General features: G+C 33.2%; 18 protein-coding genes. 8 read left to right on the top strand and 10 right to left on the bottom strand.

Features of this window, described 5'->3' with window-relative positions:
* Nucleotides 1–11: 11 nt before the first annotated feature.
* Complete coding sequence (locus G5V56_RS14600; RefSeq protein ID WP_166966377.1) at nt 12–674, top strand: acetyltransferase; 663 nt, start codon at nt 12–14, stop codon at nt 672–674.
* A gap of 17 nt (nt 675–691) precedes the next feature.
* Here the strand turns inward: G5V56_RS14600 and G5V56_RS14595 are convergent, their stop codons facing one another.
* The 7 genes from G5V56_RS14595 to G5V56_RS14565 all read right to left on the bottom strand — a co-directional run bounded on the left by G5V56_RS14595 (nt 692) and on the right by G5V56_RS14565 (nt 7,818).
* Nucleotides 692–1,795, bottom strand: a complete 1,104-nt coding sequence (locus tag G5V56_RS14595) for a lipid II:glycine glycyltransferase FemX (protein WP_166966374.1) — start codon at nt 1,793–1,795, stop codon at nt 692–694.
* The gene (locus tag G5V56_RS14590) at nt 1,776–2,483 is read right to left on the bottom strand and encodes an HAD family hydrolase (RefSeq protein ID WP_166966371.1); all 708 of its coding nucleotides are present in this window, start codon (nt 2,481–2,483) and stop codon (nt 1,776–1,778) included. Before G5V56_RS14590 ends, G5V56_RS14595 begins: the two co-directional genes overlap by 20 nt.
* Complete coding sequence (locus G5V56_RS14585; RefSeq protein ID WP_166966368.1) at nt 2,467–3,432, bottom strand: ATP-grasp domain-containing protein; 966 nt, start codon at nt 3,430–3,432, stop codon at nt 2,467–2,469. The genes G5V56_RS14590 and G5V56_RS14585 overlap by 17 nt, the downstream gene beginning before the upstream one ends.
* Nucleotides 3,433–3,482: 50 nt before the next feature.
* Nucleotides 3,483–4,457 carry a hypothetical protein gene (locus G5V56_RS14580; protein WP_166966365.1) on the bottom strand — a complete coding sequence of 325 codons (975 nt, stop codon included), beginning with the start codon at nt 4,455–4,457 and terminating at the stop codon, nt 3,483–3,485.
* 5 nt (nt 4,458–4,462) lie between these two features.
* Complete coding sequence (locus G5V56_RS14575) at nt 4,463–5,914, bottom strand: MBOAT family O-acyltransferase (RefSeq protein WP_166966362.1); 1,452 nt, start codon at nt 5,912–5,914, stop codon at nt 4,463–4,465.
* A gap of 195 nt (nt 5,915–6,109) precedes the next feature.
* Nucleotides 6,110–6,589 (bottom strand): Lrp/AsnC family transcriptional regulator, encoded by a 480-nt coding sequence (locus tag G5V56_RS14570; RefSeq protein WP_166966359.1) that lies wholly within the window; start codon nt 6,587–6,589, stop codon nt 6,110–6,112.
* Between the two features lie 71 nt (nt 6,590–6,660).
* Nucleotides 6,661–7,818, bottom strand: a complete 1,158-nt coding sequence (locus G5V56_RS14565; RefSeq protein ID WP_166966356.1) for a M14 family metallopeptidase — start codon at nt 7,816–7,818, stop codon at nt 6,661–6,663.
* A 301-nt stretch (nt 7,819–8,119) separates the two neighbouring features.
* On the opposite strand from G5V56_RS14565, the gene G5V56_RS14560 reads away from it, so the two are divergent.
* Complete coding sequence (locus G5V56_RS14560; protein ID WP_166966353.1) at nt 8,120–8,494, top strand: helix-turn-helix domain-containing protein; 375 nt, start codon at nt 8,120–8,122, stop codon at nt 8,492–8,494.
* Between the two features lie 37 nt (nt 8,495–8,531).
* Nucleotides 8,532–8,903, top strand: a complete 372-nt coding sequence (locus G5V56_RS14555) for a DNA topoisomerase IV (protein ID WP_166966345.1) — start codon at nt 8,532–8,534, stop codon at nt 8,901–8,903.
* Nucleotides 8,904–8,977: 74 nt separating this feature from the next.
* Here the strand turns inward: G5V56_RS14555 and G5V56_RS14550 are convergent, their stop codons facing one another.
* Together G5V56_RS14550 and G5V56_RS14545 are read right to left on the bottom strand one after the other, a co-directional pair.
* Complete coding sequence (locus G5V56_RS14550) at nt 8,978–9,478, bottom strand: hydrolase (RefSeq protein WP_166966342.1); 501 nt, start codon at nt 9,476–9,478, stop codon at nt 8,978–8,980.
* Nucleotides 9,479–9,490: 12 nt separating this feature from the next.
* Nucleotides 9,491–10,252: an MBL fold metallo-hydrolase gene (locus G5V56_RS14545; protein ID WP_166966339.1), complete on the bottom strand. Its 762-nt coding sequence runs from the start codon at nt 10,250–10,252 to the stop codon at nt 9,491–9,493.
* A 172-nt stretch (nt 10,253–10,424) separates the two neighbouring features.
* On the opposite strand from G5V56_RS14545, the gene G5V56_RS14540 reads away from it, so the two are divergent.
* The 4 genes from G5V56_RS14540 to G5V56_RS14525 all read left to right on the top strand — a co-directional run bounded on the left by G5V56_RS14540 (nt 10,425) and on the right by G5V56_RS14525 (nt 14,804).
* Nucleotides 10,425–11,537 carry a Re/Si-specific NAD(P)(+) transhydrogenase subunit alpha gene (locus G5V56_RS14540; RefSeq protein ID WP_166966336.1) on the top strand — a complete coding sequence of 371 codons (1,113 nt, stop codon included), beginning with the start codon at nt 10,425–10,427 and terminating at the stop codon, nt 11,535–11,537.
* 3 nt (nt 11,538–11,540) lie between these two features.
* Complete coding sequence (locus G5V56_RS14535; RefSeq protein ID WP_166966333.1) at nt 11,541–11,849, top strand: NAD(P) transhydrogenase subunit alpha; 309 nt, start codon at nt 11,541–11,543, stop codon at nt 11,847–11,849.
* The gene (locus G5V56_RS14530; protein ID WP_166966331.1) at nt 11,849–13,246 is read left to right on the top strand and encodes an NAD(P)(+) transhydrogenase (Re/Si-specific) subunit beta; all 1,398 of its coding nucleotides are present in this window, start codon (nt 11,849–11,851) and stop codon (nt 13,244–13,246) included. Before G5V56_RS14535 ends, G5V56_RS14530 begins: the two co-directional genes overlap by 1 nt.
* Before the next feature lie 109 nt (nt 13,247–13,355).
* Nucleotides 13,356–14,804 (top strand): TonB-dependent receptor, encoded by a 1,449-nt coding sequence (locus G5V56_RS14525; protein WP_166966329.1) that lies wholly within the window; start codon nt 13,356–13,358, stop codon nt 14,802–14,804.
* 2 nt (nt 14,805–14,806) lie between these two features.
* Here the strand turns inward: G5V56_RS14525 and bcp are convergent, their stop codons facing one another.
* Nucleotides 14,807–15,262: a thioredoxin-dependent thiol peroxidase gene (gene bcp, locus G5V56_RS14520; protein WP_166966327.1), complete on the bottom strand. Its 456-nt coding sequence runs from the start codon at nt 15,260–15,262 to the stop codon at nt 14,807–14,809.
* 34 nt (nt 15,263–15,296) lie between these two features.
* Here bcp and G5V56_RS14515 point away from each other — a divergent pair, with 34 nt between their 5' ends.
* A complete protein-coding gene (locus G5V56_RS14515; RefSeq protein ID WP_166966325.1) occupies nt 15,297–15,956 on the top strand; it encodes an endonuclease III domain-containing protein in 660 nt (219 codons plus the stop codon).
* Nucleotides 15,957–16,059: the final 103 nt, after the last annotated feature.

Here is a 16,059-nt window from a genome sequence, read left to right as displayed (position 1 = left end):
TATCTTTACAAATGAAAAAAATTCTAATAATTGGAGCTTCTGGCCATGCCAAAGTAGTTATAGACATTATTGAAAGACAAAATACCTATCAAATTTTTGGCTTAATAGATTCTTTTAAAGACATAGGAACTCAACTTTTAGGATACAACATATTAGGGACAGAAGACGATATTCCTAATTTAATTGAGAAACATGATATTTATGGTGGTCTTATAGCTGTTGGTGATAACTGGAAACGGTCTCAACTCGTACATAAAATTGAAAATCTTACATCAAATTTTAAATTTATAGTAGCCATTCATCCCAGCGCCATCATTGGCAAACAGGTAGATATTGAGGAGGGCAGTGTTATTGTTGCAGGTGTAGTTATAAACTGTGACACTCAAATAGGTAAACATTGTATAGTAAACACCAAAGCGTCTGTTGGTCATGATTGTACCATCAAAGCGTTTTCAAGTATAGCCCCAGGAGTTACGTTGGGAGGGCATGTTATGATAGAAAATCATACCGCCATTTCATTAGGAGCTAACCTTATTGGTAAAATTCATATTGGGGAACACACCGTTATTGGCGCTGGAGCATTGGTTCTTAACGATATAGAGTCATATAAAATAGCCTATGGAGTTCCTGCTAAACCCATAAAAAATAGAGAGGCCGGAGATGTGTATCTTTAATAAAGGACGAGAGAGATTTATGTTTTTGTAACAGGCTTTCTATAGGATGGAAAATAATGGATATCCTCTTTAGTTTGTGGCACTTCAGTTTGACTATCCTCGCTAATCACCTTGGCATTCATAATGGCATCTAGTTTTTGATACATCTTTTCATTAACTATTTTTCTTCCCGTATAGTAGATGGTGTCTTTATCATCAGGGAAAAAAGATTTTTTGTACTGATATAAACTATCTCCATCGCTGCGACCACCACCAAGTAAATAATAGCGATATCCATGTTTCTTAGCCCATTTCATAACTTCTATTTTTAAAAAATCATTAGGGCGATATTTAAAATAATCTGCGAGTGTACCTCCTAAATACGAGTATAGGGTATCGCCTGCTATTAAAATCAACTCTGCCGAAATAGCCATATCATCCTTATAAATAAGCACAACAACAAAGTTATTTTTACTAAGTTTTATAATTTTTTTAAAATACTCTAAAGAATAAAAATAGGTGTCATGAGCCCCAATACGCTGCATAGTTGTAATATAAATCGTATAATAAACATCGATATCCTCATCGGTAATCCCGTCACATATAAATTTTGCCGTCAAGTTATGCTCTAAGCTTTTTCGATAATTATTTCTAACCTTTGGTTTAAAGCCAGCCCATTGCGCCTCTTCATCAATTAAACGTCCATTTACATTAGTCAAAGTAGGTATTAATTTTCCCGAATAAAATTGGAAATTATGATTTAAACTAAATCTAATAAACTCTGATACCACATAGTTTTGTTTGTACCAGGCATCAACAGCTTCCCAAAATAAGATGAGATAACCCCTTGACATCGACTCATTAAACAAAGGACCACTGTAACCATAGGGAGAAATAACATCATAATAAGTCTCCTCCTGATCTTGATAAGGGACTTTTCGAAAGATAAATGGCATTAAAATTAAAATAGTATCATCATCCTTTTTAACAAAGGCAAAATAACGTACAACGTCTTCCTTAATTTCATTTAAGTTAGCACCTAACAGTTTATAAAACGGATTAATAATGTCAAAGGATTCAACATGTTTTAAATACAAATTAAAATCTGCATCGTTAGAAATGTTATGAACTAGTAATTTCATGAGGATTATATGTTAGGGGTAAAATATGTGCTATATCAGATAAATCTCTGATACAATGGTTGGGATATTTGCTTGGTTCTAAATCAAAGGATTGTTTATGAATATTACGGCCGTCATCTAAAAGGCAGAACGTTTGCCATCCTAACGTATTAGGGGCAATAAAGTCCTTAGCCGTATTGTCTCCTACATAAATATAGTCTAAGTTAATGCCATAGGTGTCTTCAAAATACTTAAAGTTAGCCTTATTGGGCTTTTCTGATCCAAACTCCTCAGAAATAACAACCGTGTCAAAATAATTCAACAATCCTAAAGCCTTAAGTTTATGTCGTTGTTGTACACTTCTTCCATCGGTTATTAAACCTACTTTAAATACCTGTTCTTTTACACTCGCAAGAAACTGTTTGGTTGAGGATGTGAGTTGAATATGCGGATGATGGTGCCGATACCTAGTGATAAAATCCTCAATACATACATCGGTAAGTTGGTGTTTTTGAATGATATCCTGAAACACATTATCGCCGCGATGATACGAGGCAAGCATCTCTTGCCATAGCTGCTCGGAAGATTTAGTTACCTTTTTTGAGATAAAAGAGGCTATCTCTTTATAGGCGGAGCTTAAATAATCAATCTCCTTGTAAAGAGTATCATCCAAATCAAATATAAGTATGGTATTAGTCTTTGTATCCATGAACTAGTATTTCATCATCATAACGTAGCATTAATAATTGGTCTTCCCAGTCATTAAAAAACTTAACATCCTCATTAAATAGGTACTCTTTAATAAGCCATTTTGCATAGTTGGCACCCGACAAATGCGATAAGGGATACCCGCCTCCAAAACGAGCATTAATCTCGATGCCATAAATCTGACCAGTCTCTTTGTGTTTAAAAAATTGTGAGGTTAAACAGCCTATAGCACCTTCTATATGCGATAAATGGGTTGAAATATAGTCTACTAAGTTATTTTTACAAGTAAGGCCTTTATTAACCTCGCCATCACGCACTTCAATACGTTTTCTAGGGACCACACATTTTAAATCATGATATCTGTCATAATATAAATCACAAGTGAACTCTTCATAATAGTCATGATCTAAATACTCTAAAAACATTAAATTGTTATTTTTAAAATGATACTCTGTTAAGTCTTCATGAGAATGAATAATAAACGTATCTATACTTCGACTACCATTAAGTGGTTTGATGAATAAAGGCAGCGTATAATCATACTTTGAATATTCTTTAGCAACTTGTATTTGGTTTTGTATAAAGAAAGCATTCATAGATCTTTTATCCCTGCAAACATCAATAAAGGCTTTCGAGGAAACAATGGGTGTAATCCCATTTTTAAGAAAAAGTTTTAAGTTTTTGGCAAGCAATAGTAACTCGGTATCAATGGTTGGGATAATCAGCTTGATATCGTTGGCTAAACAAATTTCTAGAAGCAGATTTAAATACGAAGGATCAGTCACTAAAGGCAATTTGAAAGCTTTATCTGAGATATGACAAGCAGCCGAGAGTTTAATATTATAATCTGTCGTCATAACTAAACCATCAGGAACTAATTGTGTTAATTCTTGTTGAAAAGCTCTAACTAATGAGACTCTTCTGCCTGCTGAGGTTATTAATATATTCATAAGTTAAGGTTACGTAGTTTTTTACCTTTTAAAATAATTTCAAAAATACATTATTTTAAAAGGTTGTCGTTAAATTCTGATTGTAAATATTGAGAAATAAGTTGTGCAATTATATCCCGCCCATGATCATTCCAGTGCATATCATAAATTAATGTAGTGGGTCTGACAGATTTTTGGAAGGATTCTGAAAAATCCAAATAGGTAAAACCATGTAAGTCTAAATACGTTAAAAATACCATGGGAGTGTGTGTTTTATTGATTAATAATGTATACCGTTTTTTATTGTAACCATAGGTATTCACTAATGATTCAAAGTTTGAAATATAACTTAAATAGCGTTGTTTTTTAGATTCTTTGCTTTCTGTTTCGATTATAGCTGCATCCGGATTGTCTTGACCAAAAGAAAGCAGGGTTCTGGTTAATTCTCTAGCCGCACTAAAAGCCCCTATATTTTGTAAATACACTAACAATTTTATCTTGCGTAAAGAGCGATACATAGGAGATTCTAATTTTATTCGGTCTGGAACGATGTTATACTCACCTCGATGTAAATCATTTTCAAATTTTAGACCTATAAATACATGGTCAATTAAATCAAAGGTTGCTTGGTATTTATGAATTAAATGCAGTTCATCAGCAAAATCATAGCCTGCATACCCAAATTCATAAACTTCAATACCATGGAGTAAATTTTCTATTTTTTTTCCAGTAGAATTATAATAATGTTGATGAAACCCTTCAACAAAAGAATCGCCTACTAATGCAATTTCAAACTTATCGTTGGTGGGTTTAAACTCTCTGTAAGAGTTATATCCAAAATCATTGATGTTATACTTAGAAAAATTTTGCCGTCTAATACCTGTAACCGAATAGCCCTCTTGATCTGGTACCCACTTTTCAACACCTAATCTATCGACATACCGAGCAGGATAATCTTTGGTTAAGTGAAAAATACGAATGATCCCCTCTAATACAAGTAATATTAGAAACGCATAAATTGCTATTTTGAAGAATAACTGTTTCATAATTTCTAAAACTGAAAGTAAATAAACGATCGATCTACTTGATCATCATAAAACAGGAGCATTCCTAAAACGACTATGGTATAAAAAATAAATCTAACCACTTTCGATTTAAACTTAAAAGGTGCACGCTCATCTTTTCTAATACGATATTCATACAACACAAACAAGGCTATCAATATATAATAGTCAATCATACGATAACCCATGGGATGATTATAGGGAGCATATGAACAATCTGTAACGATGCGTTTTATAAATTGAAAAGCATCTGTTATAGATTCCGACCTAAAAAATATTCTTGAAAAGGTTACAATTCCAAAGGTTAACAGAACTTGTCCTATTTCTATTAGTGAAGGAAAAAAGGTATTCTGCCCTACTACAGAATCTTTATAAATTGTATTTCTTCCCATTAAGAACACGGGGATAAAAGCCAGCGCATGAAAACCTCCCCAAAATACAAACGTCCAATTAGCACCATGCCAAAATCCACTTATTAAGAATACAATACAAATATTTCTAACTGATTTTAGTTTGCTAACCCGAGAACCTCCTAAAGGTATATAAACATAATGCCGAAACCAGGTTGATAAAGAAACGTGCCAACGTTGCCAGTATTCCGCGACGTTTCTGGAAAAATTGGGAAACTTAAAATTAGACATCAATTCAATACCAAAAAGTTTGGCGGTTCCTATGGCAATATCTGAATAGCCACTAAAATCTCCATACACCTGGAAACTAAATAAGGTGACTCCTAAAACAAGAGTTGATGCTGGATAGGCAGTATAATTGGCAAAAATATCATCCACGATAGGACCTATAGAGTCCGCAATAACAACTTTTTTAAATAAACCCCATAAAATTAATTTTAAACCACTAACGGTTTGATGATAATTAAATTGGCGTGGATTAGTGATTTGCGATAATAAATTGGAGGCTCGTTCTATGGGACCCGCCACTAATTGCGGAAAGAAACTTACAAAGGCAGCAAACGATAAAAAATCGGTAGTCGGCTGTAATTTTTTATAATACACATCAAACGAATACGACATGGTTTGAAAGGTATAAAATGAGATACCTACGGGTAAGATGATACGCAACATCCAAGGACTTTCTATGTTATATCCTAAAAATGATGAAAAATCAATCCAAGAATCAACAAAAAAATTAAAGTATTTAAAAAATCCTAAAAGCCCAACATTAAAAATGACACTTACCCAAAGCCAGCGCTTTCGCTTTAAGGAGTCATCCGTATTGTAAATCCGCAGTCCTACAAAATAATCAACGATGGTACTTAGTAAAATAAGCGACAAAAAACGCCAATCCCATAAACCATAAAACACATAGCTAGCAACTAATAAGAGAATATTCTGTCCTTTTAAATGTTTGTTAAATACAAACCAATAGAGCACAAACACCATTGGAAGGAACATAAAAAATTCTAAAGAATTAAATACCATGAAGACTTAAAATATAGTAAATGAGTTGAATAGCAATTTTTTTATCAAAACAAACATCACCCTTTTACTGAATAATCTCAAAAAAAATCTTTGAATCGTCTAATAATTACTTTTATCGGTAAAAAAATAAAAGCGCATAAAAAAAGCCCTTAATTAAAGGGCTTTCTAATATTTTACTTGTTTGTAATTTTTAAATTACATATCATTAAAGATAGAATGCATCAAACGTTTTTTATCATTTATGCTTTCTTCAAGAGAAATCATGGTTTCAGTTCTGTAAACACCTTCAATTTCATCTAGCTTAAAAATAACTTCTTTTGCATGCTCGGTACTTTTTGCTCGTATTTTGCAAAATATGTTAAACTTACCCGTAGTTATATGGGCTACTGTTACAAAAGGAATATCGTTAATGCGCTCTAAAACAAATTTAGTTTGAGAGGTATTATTTAAATATAAGCCAACATAGGCAATAAACGAATATCCTAGTTTTTTATAGTCTAAGGTTAACGAAGAGCCTTTAATAATACCTGCCTCTTCCATTTTTTTGACTCTAACATGAACAGTCCCTGCAGATATTAATAATTTTTTTGCAATATCGGTAAAAGGAATTCTTGTATTATCGATTAACATATCAAGAATTTGATGGTCGATTTCGTCTAATTTAATTTTTGCCATGTTTTCATTATTTTTAAATAATAAGCAAAATTAAGACATTTTTGATGATAAATACACATATTTATTGCACTTTATTTCAATAATAATGAGATTTTCTTAGTATTTATCATCACGAAAACGTTTTCGTGACCGGTTTCTAACTCCGAGCCATCTTCTTTTTTTACCGTATTGCCATTTGCAGAAATTTCATGGTGACCAAAAAAACCATCTAAAACAGCAATTTTTTCAACTTTTGGAAGAAATTCTATAACACCTTCTCTAAGTATTTCTTGATATAAAATACCGATATCAACACAAGAATTATCATTTTCAGAATAGACATGGGCGTTTCTGATAATAATGTCAAAAAACCTTTTTTGATTTTCTGGGATGTTGTAATAAGTCTTGTAAAGATTACCGGTTATATGATTATTAGAAATATAATCTAAGGATTCCATCAAAGATAAATAAATAAACTTGCGGGTTTGCTCTCTTGGATAGTCATTTGGATAATGTCCCGCTTCAAAAAGAATGGTTGGTATGTTTTGACTCTGAAAAGTGTCGCCAACACAGTTCATATTAAAAGAATCGTCATACACGCCTACTTGATTAGGAATGACGTTTTGAAGCAGGGTATTCATAACCCCAATAACTTCCATAGCTACTTTGCGATTATCTGTTACGGTACAGGCCTCATCCTGTGCGGGTGCTAAAAACGAAACCGTAGCAGGATTATTGGTGCTGCCAGCACTAAAAATAGTACGCTGACCATGCAAATTATAACAAAAATGAGGTTTAAACCTATCAAAAGCCTCTTTTAAAATGATACTTTCTGGTTGCGTAAGTGCTTGGGCGTCCCTATTTAAATCGACAGCATTAGCATTAACTCTTGTATATGCTTCGGCTCCGTCTGGATTTAAAATGGGGATGATGTATAAAGTACAAGCGTTCAATAGACGTGATGTCTCATTCTTACCCTCTTTAAGAGTGTTTAAGAGATCAAAAATCGCTTTGGTAGTTGTAGACTCATTACCGTGCATTTGTGACCACATAAGGATTCTTTGGTCTCCAGAACCAACCCTAACAGCGCAAATTGGTTTATTCTGAACTGAATGCCCGATAGTCTCAACTATAAATTGGTCGTCTAAAGAGGCTAGTAAAGGAGTGATATGTGTATTCGTAATATAGCGATGATAAAGACTGCTTTCTTTATGTCGTTTAAACAAAGTTTGTAAAATATCAATAGTCATAAAAATAATTAAGATACAAATGTAAACAATTGTATTTTTACATTTGTAAACAATATAAAAGGCGTTTGAAGTTTACATTATTATACAAAATAACGTGTTTTAATAGGGGGTATTTTAGAACAGTAAACACATAAAATCATTTATTAAATTATATTTAATAAACTGCTGTTTGTCAGTTATTCATTGTAGTTAAATTAAAGTAACAATTCATTAAATTAAGTATAATAAGTATATTATTTTTAATAGAATCATTTAAATTAGTTACATTTGTAAAATATTAACCATTTGAATATTGTTTACAATGGTAAACACAGATGAATTTGCTAAAAGACTCCAATTAGTGATCGATTACTACGGTGAATCCGCCTCTTCGTTTGCAGAAAAAATTGGTGTGCAACGCTCAAGTATTTCACATATCTTATCTGGTAGAAATAAACCCAGTTTAGAATTTGTTTTAAAAATCCTGTCCTCCTTTCCTGAAGTTGAATTGTATTGGCTATTAAATGGCAAGGGTAGCTTTCCTGCTCCCGAAAAATCAATACAAACAACATTAGAGTTGCCTCCAACTCCTGTCGTAACTACTGAAACCAAAAAATCGGAATCTAAAACAGATAAAGTAATTGAGCGTATTGTTATTTTTTATTCGGACGGAAGTTTCGAAAATTATCAAAATTAACAGCTTTCTTTAGTAGTTTTGTGGAAAAATCTGTGTCATGCAAAAGCTACCTATCCTATTCTTGTTATTAATAGTTTTAAGTTGTTATCAAACCCAACGTACTTGTAAAAATTTTAAAACCGGAAAATTTTATAGTGAGGTTTCTATTAAAGGGGTGTTATATAAATCTACATTTACTAGAACGGATACTACCCAGGTTGAATACTATGATGGAAAGACAGATTCGTCTACCGTACGTTGGATAAACGATTGTGAAATGGTTTTTAAAACCATTCACCCAAAAAATATGGCTGAACAAAAAGATATTCACTTAAAGATTTTAACTACTACAGATTCCTCATACACCTATGAATACTCCTATGTTGGTGAAACCAAAAAACAAAAAGGAGTTGCCTATAAAATGGACTAGCAGAGGTAAGTATATAGCTTTTTACCCTAATTATTATTTAACAACTAATATGTCCGTTCGAGCGCAGTCGAGAACTAATTGGTTGGATACAAAAAGGATTCTACAACCTTAAATGTGACGTCGTTAGTATTGGTTAGTTCATAAGTTAAAAATAGCTCACCCCAAAAAACTCCATCTGAGAAATCTGCTATAATCCATTTATGGTTTAATAATTTCACCGTATTAATCATCATTTTCCGTCCGTCACTCGCTGCGTAAGGAATTAAAGGATGTTCGCCCTTAACCTCGTTCGTTTTATAGAGTTCGTCTTTGATATAGGGAATTAATTCACTGATGTTATAGCCCTTAGTTTCAAAGTAGGATATAGCATCTTCATTCTTGTCCAGATTAAAATGTGAAAGGTTTAAAATATCATCTTGTAAGGTGGTTATAGAGTCTTTATAAGTCTCTAATTTTACCTTATACGTTTCTAATTGCTTGTTTTGGACTTCAAATAACCGCTTAGAATTAACGTATTGAAATAAAATGATAAGAACTGAAAATATGAATAGATAAATAAAAATACGCTGTTTCATGGTTGTTGGGTATTAAATCGTGATTTGTAAAGTGTCATAGGCTAGAAAAACGCCTTCGGGCAAGGTGTTTTCTGCGTCCTCATGGAATCCTAAGAGGTGGCTAATATGTGTTAAATAGGCTGTTTGAGGGTTTACTTTGTCGATAAACTGCAAAGCCTCTTCTAAATTAAAGTGAGAAAGATGGGGTTCAATACGTAACGCATTAATAACTAAAACCTTCACGTTTTTAATTTTTTCAATTTCTGAATCTTCAACCGTCTTCATATCCGTTAAATAAGCAAAATCTTTAAAGCGAAATCCGAAAACTTGTAGTTTATGGTGCATTCCGTTTATAGGAATGACCGTTAAATTTTTCAGATTAAAGGGTTTATTCTCAATAGTATTAATAGAAAGTGTGGGAACGCCTGGGTATTTATTTTTTGTTTCAAAAATATAATCAAATCGTTTTGTTAAAGAGGTTATGACGCGTTCATGCGCATAAATATCAATATCGCCCTGACGAAAATAAAAAGGTCTCACATCATCTAATCCTGCAACATGATCGGAATGTTCGTGCGTAAAAATAATACCATCAATTTTACTACATTGGGCTCTTAACATTTGTTGTCTAAAATCAGGGCCACAATCAATAACATAGGTATAGTCATCCCATTCAACTAATACAGAAACGCGTAACCGCTTGTCTTTAAAATCTTTGCTTAAACAAACAGGATGTGTACTGCCTATAATGGGGATGCCTTGAGAAGTTCCTGTGCCAAGAAAAGTAATAGTCATGCGTTTTACATTAATTGAGTTTAAATTTATAATTTATTATTGAAACCCAAGACATCACTTAGTTTTTTTTAAAAAGCTAACTATTTTTTTAAAGTAAAACATGATAATTATCACATATTAAACGTCTCTAAAATGTTAATTTTGAAACGATATAATTTAAAACGTTTCCCAAATGATAATAGGTGTTTTAAAAGAAACCCAAAAAGGAGATAATAGAGTTGCCATTACTCCTAAAATTGCCCAACAACTTATAGAAAGAGGATTTGATGTGAGAGTTCAAGAAGACGCAGGTGCTAATTCGTCTTACAAAAACTCTGACTATAGTAAAGCTGGTGCAAGCTTAAGAACGAAAGAAGATCTTATTAAAAATGCAGATGTCTTAATTAAAATTAATCCTTTTGATAATAATGAATTAGAAGAATTAAAAAAAGGACAAATCATCATTGCGCAGTTATTTCATAAATCACATCCCGAGGATATGAAAATTATTGCAAAACGAGGTGCTACAGCATTTTCAATGGATGCGATGCCCCGAATTTCAAGAGCGCAAGATATGGATGTGTTGAGTTCTCAAAATAATTTAGCTGGCTACAAAGCGGTTATTAAAGGGGCTTATGAAATGACTAAAATATTCCCCCTAATGATGACGGCCGCAGGAACTATTTCTCCTGCAAGAGTTTTAGTCTATGGCGTTGGTGTTGCTGGTTTACAAGCTATTGCAACGGCTAAACGACTAGGCGCTATTGTAGAGGCAACAGATATTAGAACCGAAACGAAAGAACAAGCAGAATCCTTAGGTGCTAAATTTATTATGGTGGATAATACAGGCGAAGAATCTGAAGGTGGTTATGCTAAAGAAGCTTCCGAAGATTATGCCAAACGTCAAAAAGAAGCCGTAGATAAATCGTTGTTTAAAGCAGATTTAGTAATTACAACCGCCATGATTCCTGGAAGACGATCTCCAATTTTAATTACTGAAGAACAAGTTAAACAAATGCAAAATGGAGCGGTAATTATTGATTTAGCAGCGGCTCAAGGTGGGAATTGCGAACCGAGCATCATGAACAAAACAGTTATTAAGCATGGTGTTAAAATTATTGGTACAACCATAGCGCCTGAAAGCGTATCTACCAATGCGAGCGATTTATACGCAAAAAATACGTTTAATTACTTGGTGCATCTTACCGATGGCAATCAATTTAAATGGGATTTAGAAGAACAAATCACAGATGAAACGTTGATTATTTACAACGGAGAGATAAGACAAAACGGTAAAACAGTATAACATATGAATGAATTAATAGATTTTATAAGTAACAACATGCAAATGATCTATATCGTCGTATTGATGATATTTGTTGGTGTTGAAATTATTGGCCATGTGCCAGCCGTACTGCATACCCCATTAATGTCTGGAGCTAATGCCATTCATGGCGTCGTAATCATTGGGGCTATTTTAGTATTGCTAGGCGTAAATCCTGAAAATTACTTAGGTCAAGCCTTAGGCTTTGTGGCTGTTTTATTAGGAACCCTTAACGTGGTTGGTGGTTTTGTCGTTACCGATCGCATGTTAGAAATGTTTAAAAAGAAAAAATAATGGAGTATATATTTAGTCTCGAATTTATCTATTTAATTGCATCTATGACCTATATTTTGGGTTTAAAGATGCTTGGTAAACCAGAAACAGCAAGAAAAGGAAATCTTATTGCTGCAGCTGGTATGACTTTAGCCATTTTAGGAACCATTTTCTTATACCAAGGTCAAGTTCCTACATTCATATATGTTTTAATTGGAACCGCAATCGTTATCGGGACCATTATAGGTTGGATGATCGCCAAAAAAGTTGCAATGACCAAAATGCCAGAGTTAGTATCGCTATTTAATGGCATGGGAGGTGCCAGTGCCGCTTTAATTGGATTGATTGAATTTGAACATTATACAGGCGAAGCCTTATCTGTTGCGACTATTGTAGCAGGAATTATTATTGGGAGTATTTCCTTTTCAGGAAGTATGATTGCTTGGGCAAAATTGAATGGAACACTTAAAAAACCTATTCGTTTACCCAAATACAATCTTATCAATAATCTGATTATTATTGGTTTAATCGTGTTTGCCGTATTTATTACATGGTCAGGCACAGAAAGCCAAGTCCTATTATATATTTTGTTTTTTGCAGCCTTAGCATATGGTGTTTTATTTGTATTTCCTATTGGAGGTGCAGATATGCCAGTCGTCATTTCATTATTAAACTCATTTACTGGTTTAGCAGCCGCTTTAGGAGGTTTTCTTTATGGAAATATGGTGATGTTAACGGGTGGTATTTTAGTAGGCTCTGCAGGAACTATTCTTACGTTTGCCATGTGTGATGCCATGAATAGATCGCTAGTTAATGTTATTTTCGGAAGTTTTGGTAGTAGTAGCGGTGATGAAGCCACCTTAGGGGCTTCAGAAACTATGAAAGGATCTATTAAAAAAACAACCGTTAGTGATGCTGCTATTATGATGAATTATTCTCAAAGAATCATCATTGTACCCGGATATGGTTTGGCAGTAGCTCAAGCGCAGCATGCCATTCATGAGTTAGAACAATTATTGGCTAGTAAGGATATAGAAGTTAAATACGCCATTCATCCAGTTGCTGGTCGGATGCCAGGGCATATGAATGTGTTATTAGCAGAAACGAATGTTGACTATGATAAGTTGGTTGAAATGGAAGACGTTAACCCTGAATTTAAAAATACGGATATTGTTTTTGTGGTTGGAGCCAATGATGTTGTTAATCCTGCTGCTCACAACAACCCATCAAGTCCCATTTACGGTATGCCGATTTTAGATGTTGAAAACGCTAAAAATATCATTATCAACAAACGTAGTATGAATCCTGGATATGCCGGTATTGAAAACGAATTATTCTATAATCAAAAAACATCCATGTTATTTGGTGATGCGAAATCAGTGATTCAATCATTAATTTCAGAATTAAAAGGGATGTAAATCATTAAATCCATAAATTTTTTAGTAAAGCCATTTCAAATTTTGAAATGGCTTTCTTTATGTATTAATCCTTCTTTTTTTTCTATTTTTGTAACTCAAAAAAAAGAAAATGACTTTAAAGTTAAAAGGAGATAAAGAAATAAGTAAGATTCCTACCATTAAACAGAAATCCTTACAGATAAATCTTAATGAAAATATTTACGGAACCTTTGCTGAAATCGGTGCAGGCCAAGAAACGGTTCGTAATTTCTTTAGAGCTGGCGGTAGTTCAGGTACCATTGCCAAAGCCATGTCTGCCTACGATAAAGATTTTAGTGATGCTATTTATGGTGTTGAAAATGATAACCGTTATGTAAGCGAGTCTCGTTTACGTAAAATGTTAAATCATGAAGTTCGGTTGGTTGAAGATAGAATTTCAAGAGATAAGCATCCCGATAAACTATTCTTCTCTTTTGCGAATACCGTTGCTACCATTGATTTTTCGAAGAAATTTAAAGGCCATGGTTGGGTAGGTATTAAATTTCAGTTAGATCCGCTTGAAGATTATAACGATATTGTTATTCACGTGCGGTTTAAGCAAACGAATGCCCAGTTACAACAAGAAACATTAGGAATCCTTGGGGTAAATCTGATTTTTGGAGCTTTTTATATGCACGATGATCCAAAAGAGATTGTAAAATCTTTGTATGACAATATTGAAAAAGATCAGATAGAAATTGATATGATCAATTTTGCTGGCTGCAGATTTATGTATGTCGACAATCGCTTAATGAGTTTACAACTGCTTAAGAATGAGATGACTGAAGCCGTTATGTTTGGTCCTGACGGTATGAACCTGTTACCTGCTCAAGAATTATATAAGAAAAATATTTTAGCACTTCGGGGAAGTTTTAGACCAGTGACTAAAGTAAATATGGATATTTATGAAAAGGCAGTAGAATTATTTCTTAGTGAGAAAACAGTTAATAAAAAAAATGTCAAGATAATTTTTGAAATTACGTTGACTAATTTGAGAGCAGAAGGAAAAATTAACGAACGTGACTTTTTAGATAGAGCAGAATTATTATGTTCTCTTGGACAAACAGTTATGATTACTAATTTCCAGGAATACTATAGGTTAGTTGAGTTTTTTGCACAGTTTACAAAAGCAAGAATGGCACTCGCCATGGGCGTTTATAACCTAATTCAAATTTTTGATGAAAAGTACTATCGCAATTTAAGTGGTGGTATTCTAGAAGCTTTTGGTAAATTATTCTATAAAGATTTAAAAGTATATTTATATCCTTTAAAAAATCATGATACCGGAGAATTTTATACCAGTGAAAATTTAAAAGTGCATCCTCGTATGAAAGAATTATACAAATTCTTTAAATACAATGGTAAAATGCTCGATATCAAAGATTTTAATCCAGAAATCATGGATATCTTATCAAGAGAAGTACTTCAAATGATTCAAGATGGTCAAGACGGATGGGAAGACATGCTTCCTGAAGGAGTTGCTGAAATAATTAAAGATCAACGTTTATTTGGATATTCTAGAAGACGTAAATTAAAATAGAATTAGTCTTCTAGTATTTGGCTTGCGTGGTCTTTCGTTTTTACCTTTTCAATTATTTTTGAAATAATACCTTGTTCGTCTATAATAAAGGTGGTTCTATGAATGCCATCATATTCTTTACCCATAAACTTTTTAGGTCCCCAAACACCAAAAGCATTAATAACCGTTTTATCTTCATCTGCTAATAATGGAAACGGAAACTTATACTTGTTTTTAAAATTTTCTTGACGCTTTTGGCTATCGGCACTAACTCCTAAAATGTTGTAACCCTGGTCTTGTAATGTTTTGTAATTATCACTTAAATTACAAGCTTCTGCTGTACAACCAGGCGTACTAGCCTTTGGATAAAAGAAAACAACTAACTTTTTTCCTTTATAATCAGCTAATGAAATCGTGTTTCCTTGCTCGTCTAATGCTTTAAAATTGGGTGCTTTATCCCCTACTTGTAATGTGGTCATATTTTTTAACTTTGTTACTGCTAAATTACAATAAATGTCCAAAATAGAAAATGTAGAATTCGTTATTTCAACACTACAAGAATTATATCCAGAAATCCCTATTCCTTTAGAACACAAAGATCCATTCACTCTTTTGATAGCCGTCTTATTATCAGCTCAAAGCACCGATGTTAGGGTCAATCAAATTACGCCAATACTATTCAAAAAAGCGGACAATCCTTATGATATGGTTAAATTGTCTGTAGAAGAAATCAGAGATATCATAAAACCAGTTGGGTTATCACCTATGAAAAGTAAAGGTATCTATGGCTTATCAAAAATTCTGATTGAAAAGCATAATGGTTTAGTACCTCAAAATTTTGTGGATTTAGAGGAACTTCCTGCTGTTGGTCATAAAACAGCGAGTGTCGTCATGTCTCAAGCTTTTGGAGTGCCTGCATTTCCTGTTGATACACATATTCACAGATTGATGTATCGGTGGAATTTAAGTAGTGGAAAAAATGTGGTTCAAACCGAAAAAGATGCCAAACGTTTATTTCCTAAAGAGCTCTGGAACGATTTGCATTTACAAATAATATGGTACGGAAGACAATACTCTCCTGCCAGAGGTTGGGATTTGGATAAAGATATTATTACCAAAACAATTGGCAGAAAATCGGTGATTGATAATTACTATAAAACAAAAAAGCCCTGAAACTTTGGTTTTCAGGACTTTTGCTTTATTAAAACGTCGTTTAGATTAGTTTAAAACAGTTTCAAACGTCATTTTATTACAATTAATAACACTTAAAGCCTTA

This window comes from Yeosuana marina (genome assembly GCF_011762485.1).
In the GTDB taxonomy this organism is placed as follows: Bacteria; Bacteroidota; Bacteroidia; order Flavobacteriales; family Flavobacteriaceae; genus Yeosuana; species Yeosuana marina.
This window is presented reverse-complemented; position numbering and strand designations above follow the sequence as displayed.

What these genes read in the sequence shown, in the direction of transcription:
- G5V56_RS14600 (WP_166966377.1), top strand. Translation starts at nt 12, where the DNA reads ATGAAAAAAATTCTAATAATTGGAGCTTCTGGCCATGCCAAAGTAGTT.
- G5V56_RS14595 (WP_166966374.1), bottom strand. Translation starts at nt 1,795, where the DNA reads ATGAAATTACTAGTTCATAACATTTCTAACGATGCAGATTTTAATTTG.
- G5V56_RS14590 (WP_166966371.1), bottom strand. Translation starts at nt 2,483, where the DNA reads ATGGATACAAAGACTAATACCATACTTATATTTGATTTGGATGATACT.
- G5V56_RS14585 (WP_166966368.1), bottom strand. Translation starts at nt 3,432, where the DNA reads ATGAATATATTAATAACCTCAGCAGGCAGAAGAGTCTCATTAGTTAGA.
- G5V56_RS14580 (WP_166966365.1), bottom strand. Translation starts at nt 4,457, where the DNA reads ATGAAACAGTTATTCTTCAAAATAGCAATTTATGCGTTTCTAATATTA.
- G5V56_RS14575 (WP_166966362.1), bottom strand. Translation starts at nt 5,914, where the DNA reads ATGGTATTTAATTCTTTAGAATTTTTTATGTTCCTTCCAATGGTGTTT.
- G5V56_RS14570 (WP_166966359.1), bottom strand. Translation starts at nt 6,589, where the DNA reads ATGGCAAAAATTAAATTAGACGAAATCGACCATCAAATTCTTGATATG.
- G5V56_RS14565 (WP_166966356.1), bottom strand. Translation starts at nt 7,818, where the DNA reads ATGACTATTGATATTTTACAAACTTTGTTTAAACGACATAAAGAAAGC.
- G5V56_RS14560 (WP_166966353.1), top strand. Translation starts at nt 8,120, where the DNA reads ATGGTAAACACAGATGAATTTGCTAAAAGACTCCAATTAGTGATCGAT.
- G5V56_RS14555 (WP_166966345.1), top strand. Translation starts at nt 8,532, where the DNA reads ATGCAAAAGCTACCTATCCTATTCTTGTTATTAATAGTTTTAAGTTGT.
- G5V56_RS14550 (WP_166966342.1), bottom strand. Translation starts at nt 9,478, where the DNA reads ATGAAACAGCGTATTTTTATTTATCTATTCATATTTTCAGTTCTTATC.
- G5V56_RS14545 (WP_166966339.1), bottom strand. Translation starts at nt 10,252, where the DNA reads ATGACTATTACTTTTCTTGGCACAGGAACTTCTCAAGGCATCCCCATT.
- G5V56_RS14540 (WP_166966336.1), top strand. Translation starts at nt 10,425, where the DNA reads ATGATAATAGGTGTTTTAAAAGAAACCCAAAAAGGAGATAATAGAGTT.
- G5V56_RS14535 (WP_166966333.1), top strand. Translation starts at nt 11,541, where the DNA reads ATGAATGAATTAATAGATTTTATAAGTAACAACATGCAAATGATCTAT.
- G5V56_RS14530 (WP_166966331.1), top strand. Translation starts at nt 11,849, where the DNA reads ATGGAGTATATATTTAGTCTCGAATTTATCTATTTAATTGCATCTATG.
- G5V56_RS14525 (WP_166966329.1), top strand. Translation starts at nt 13,356, where the DNA reads ATGACTTTAAAGTTAAAAGGAGATAAAGAAATAAGTAAGATTCCTACC.
- bcp (WP_166966327.1), bottom strand. Translation starts at nt 15,262, where the DNA reads ATGACCACATTACAAGTAGGGGATAAAGCACCCAATTTTAAAGCATTA.
- G5V56_RS14515 (WP_166966325.1), top strand. Translation starts at nt 15,297, where the DNA reads ATGTCCAAAATAGAAAATGTAGAATTCGTTATTTCAACACTACAAGAA.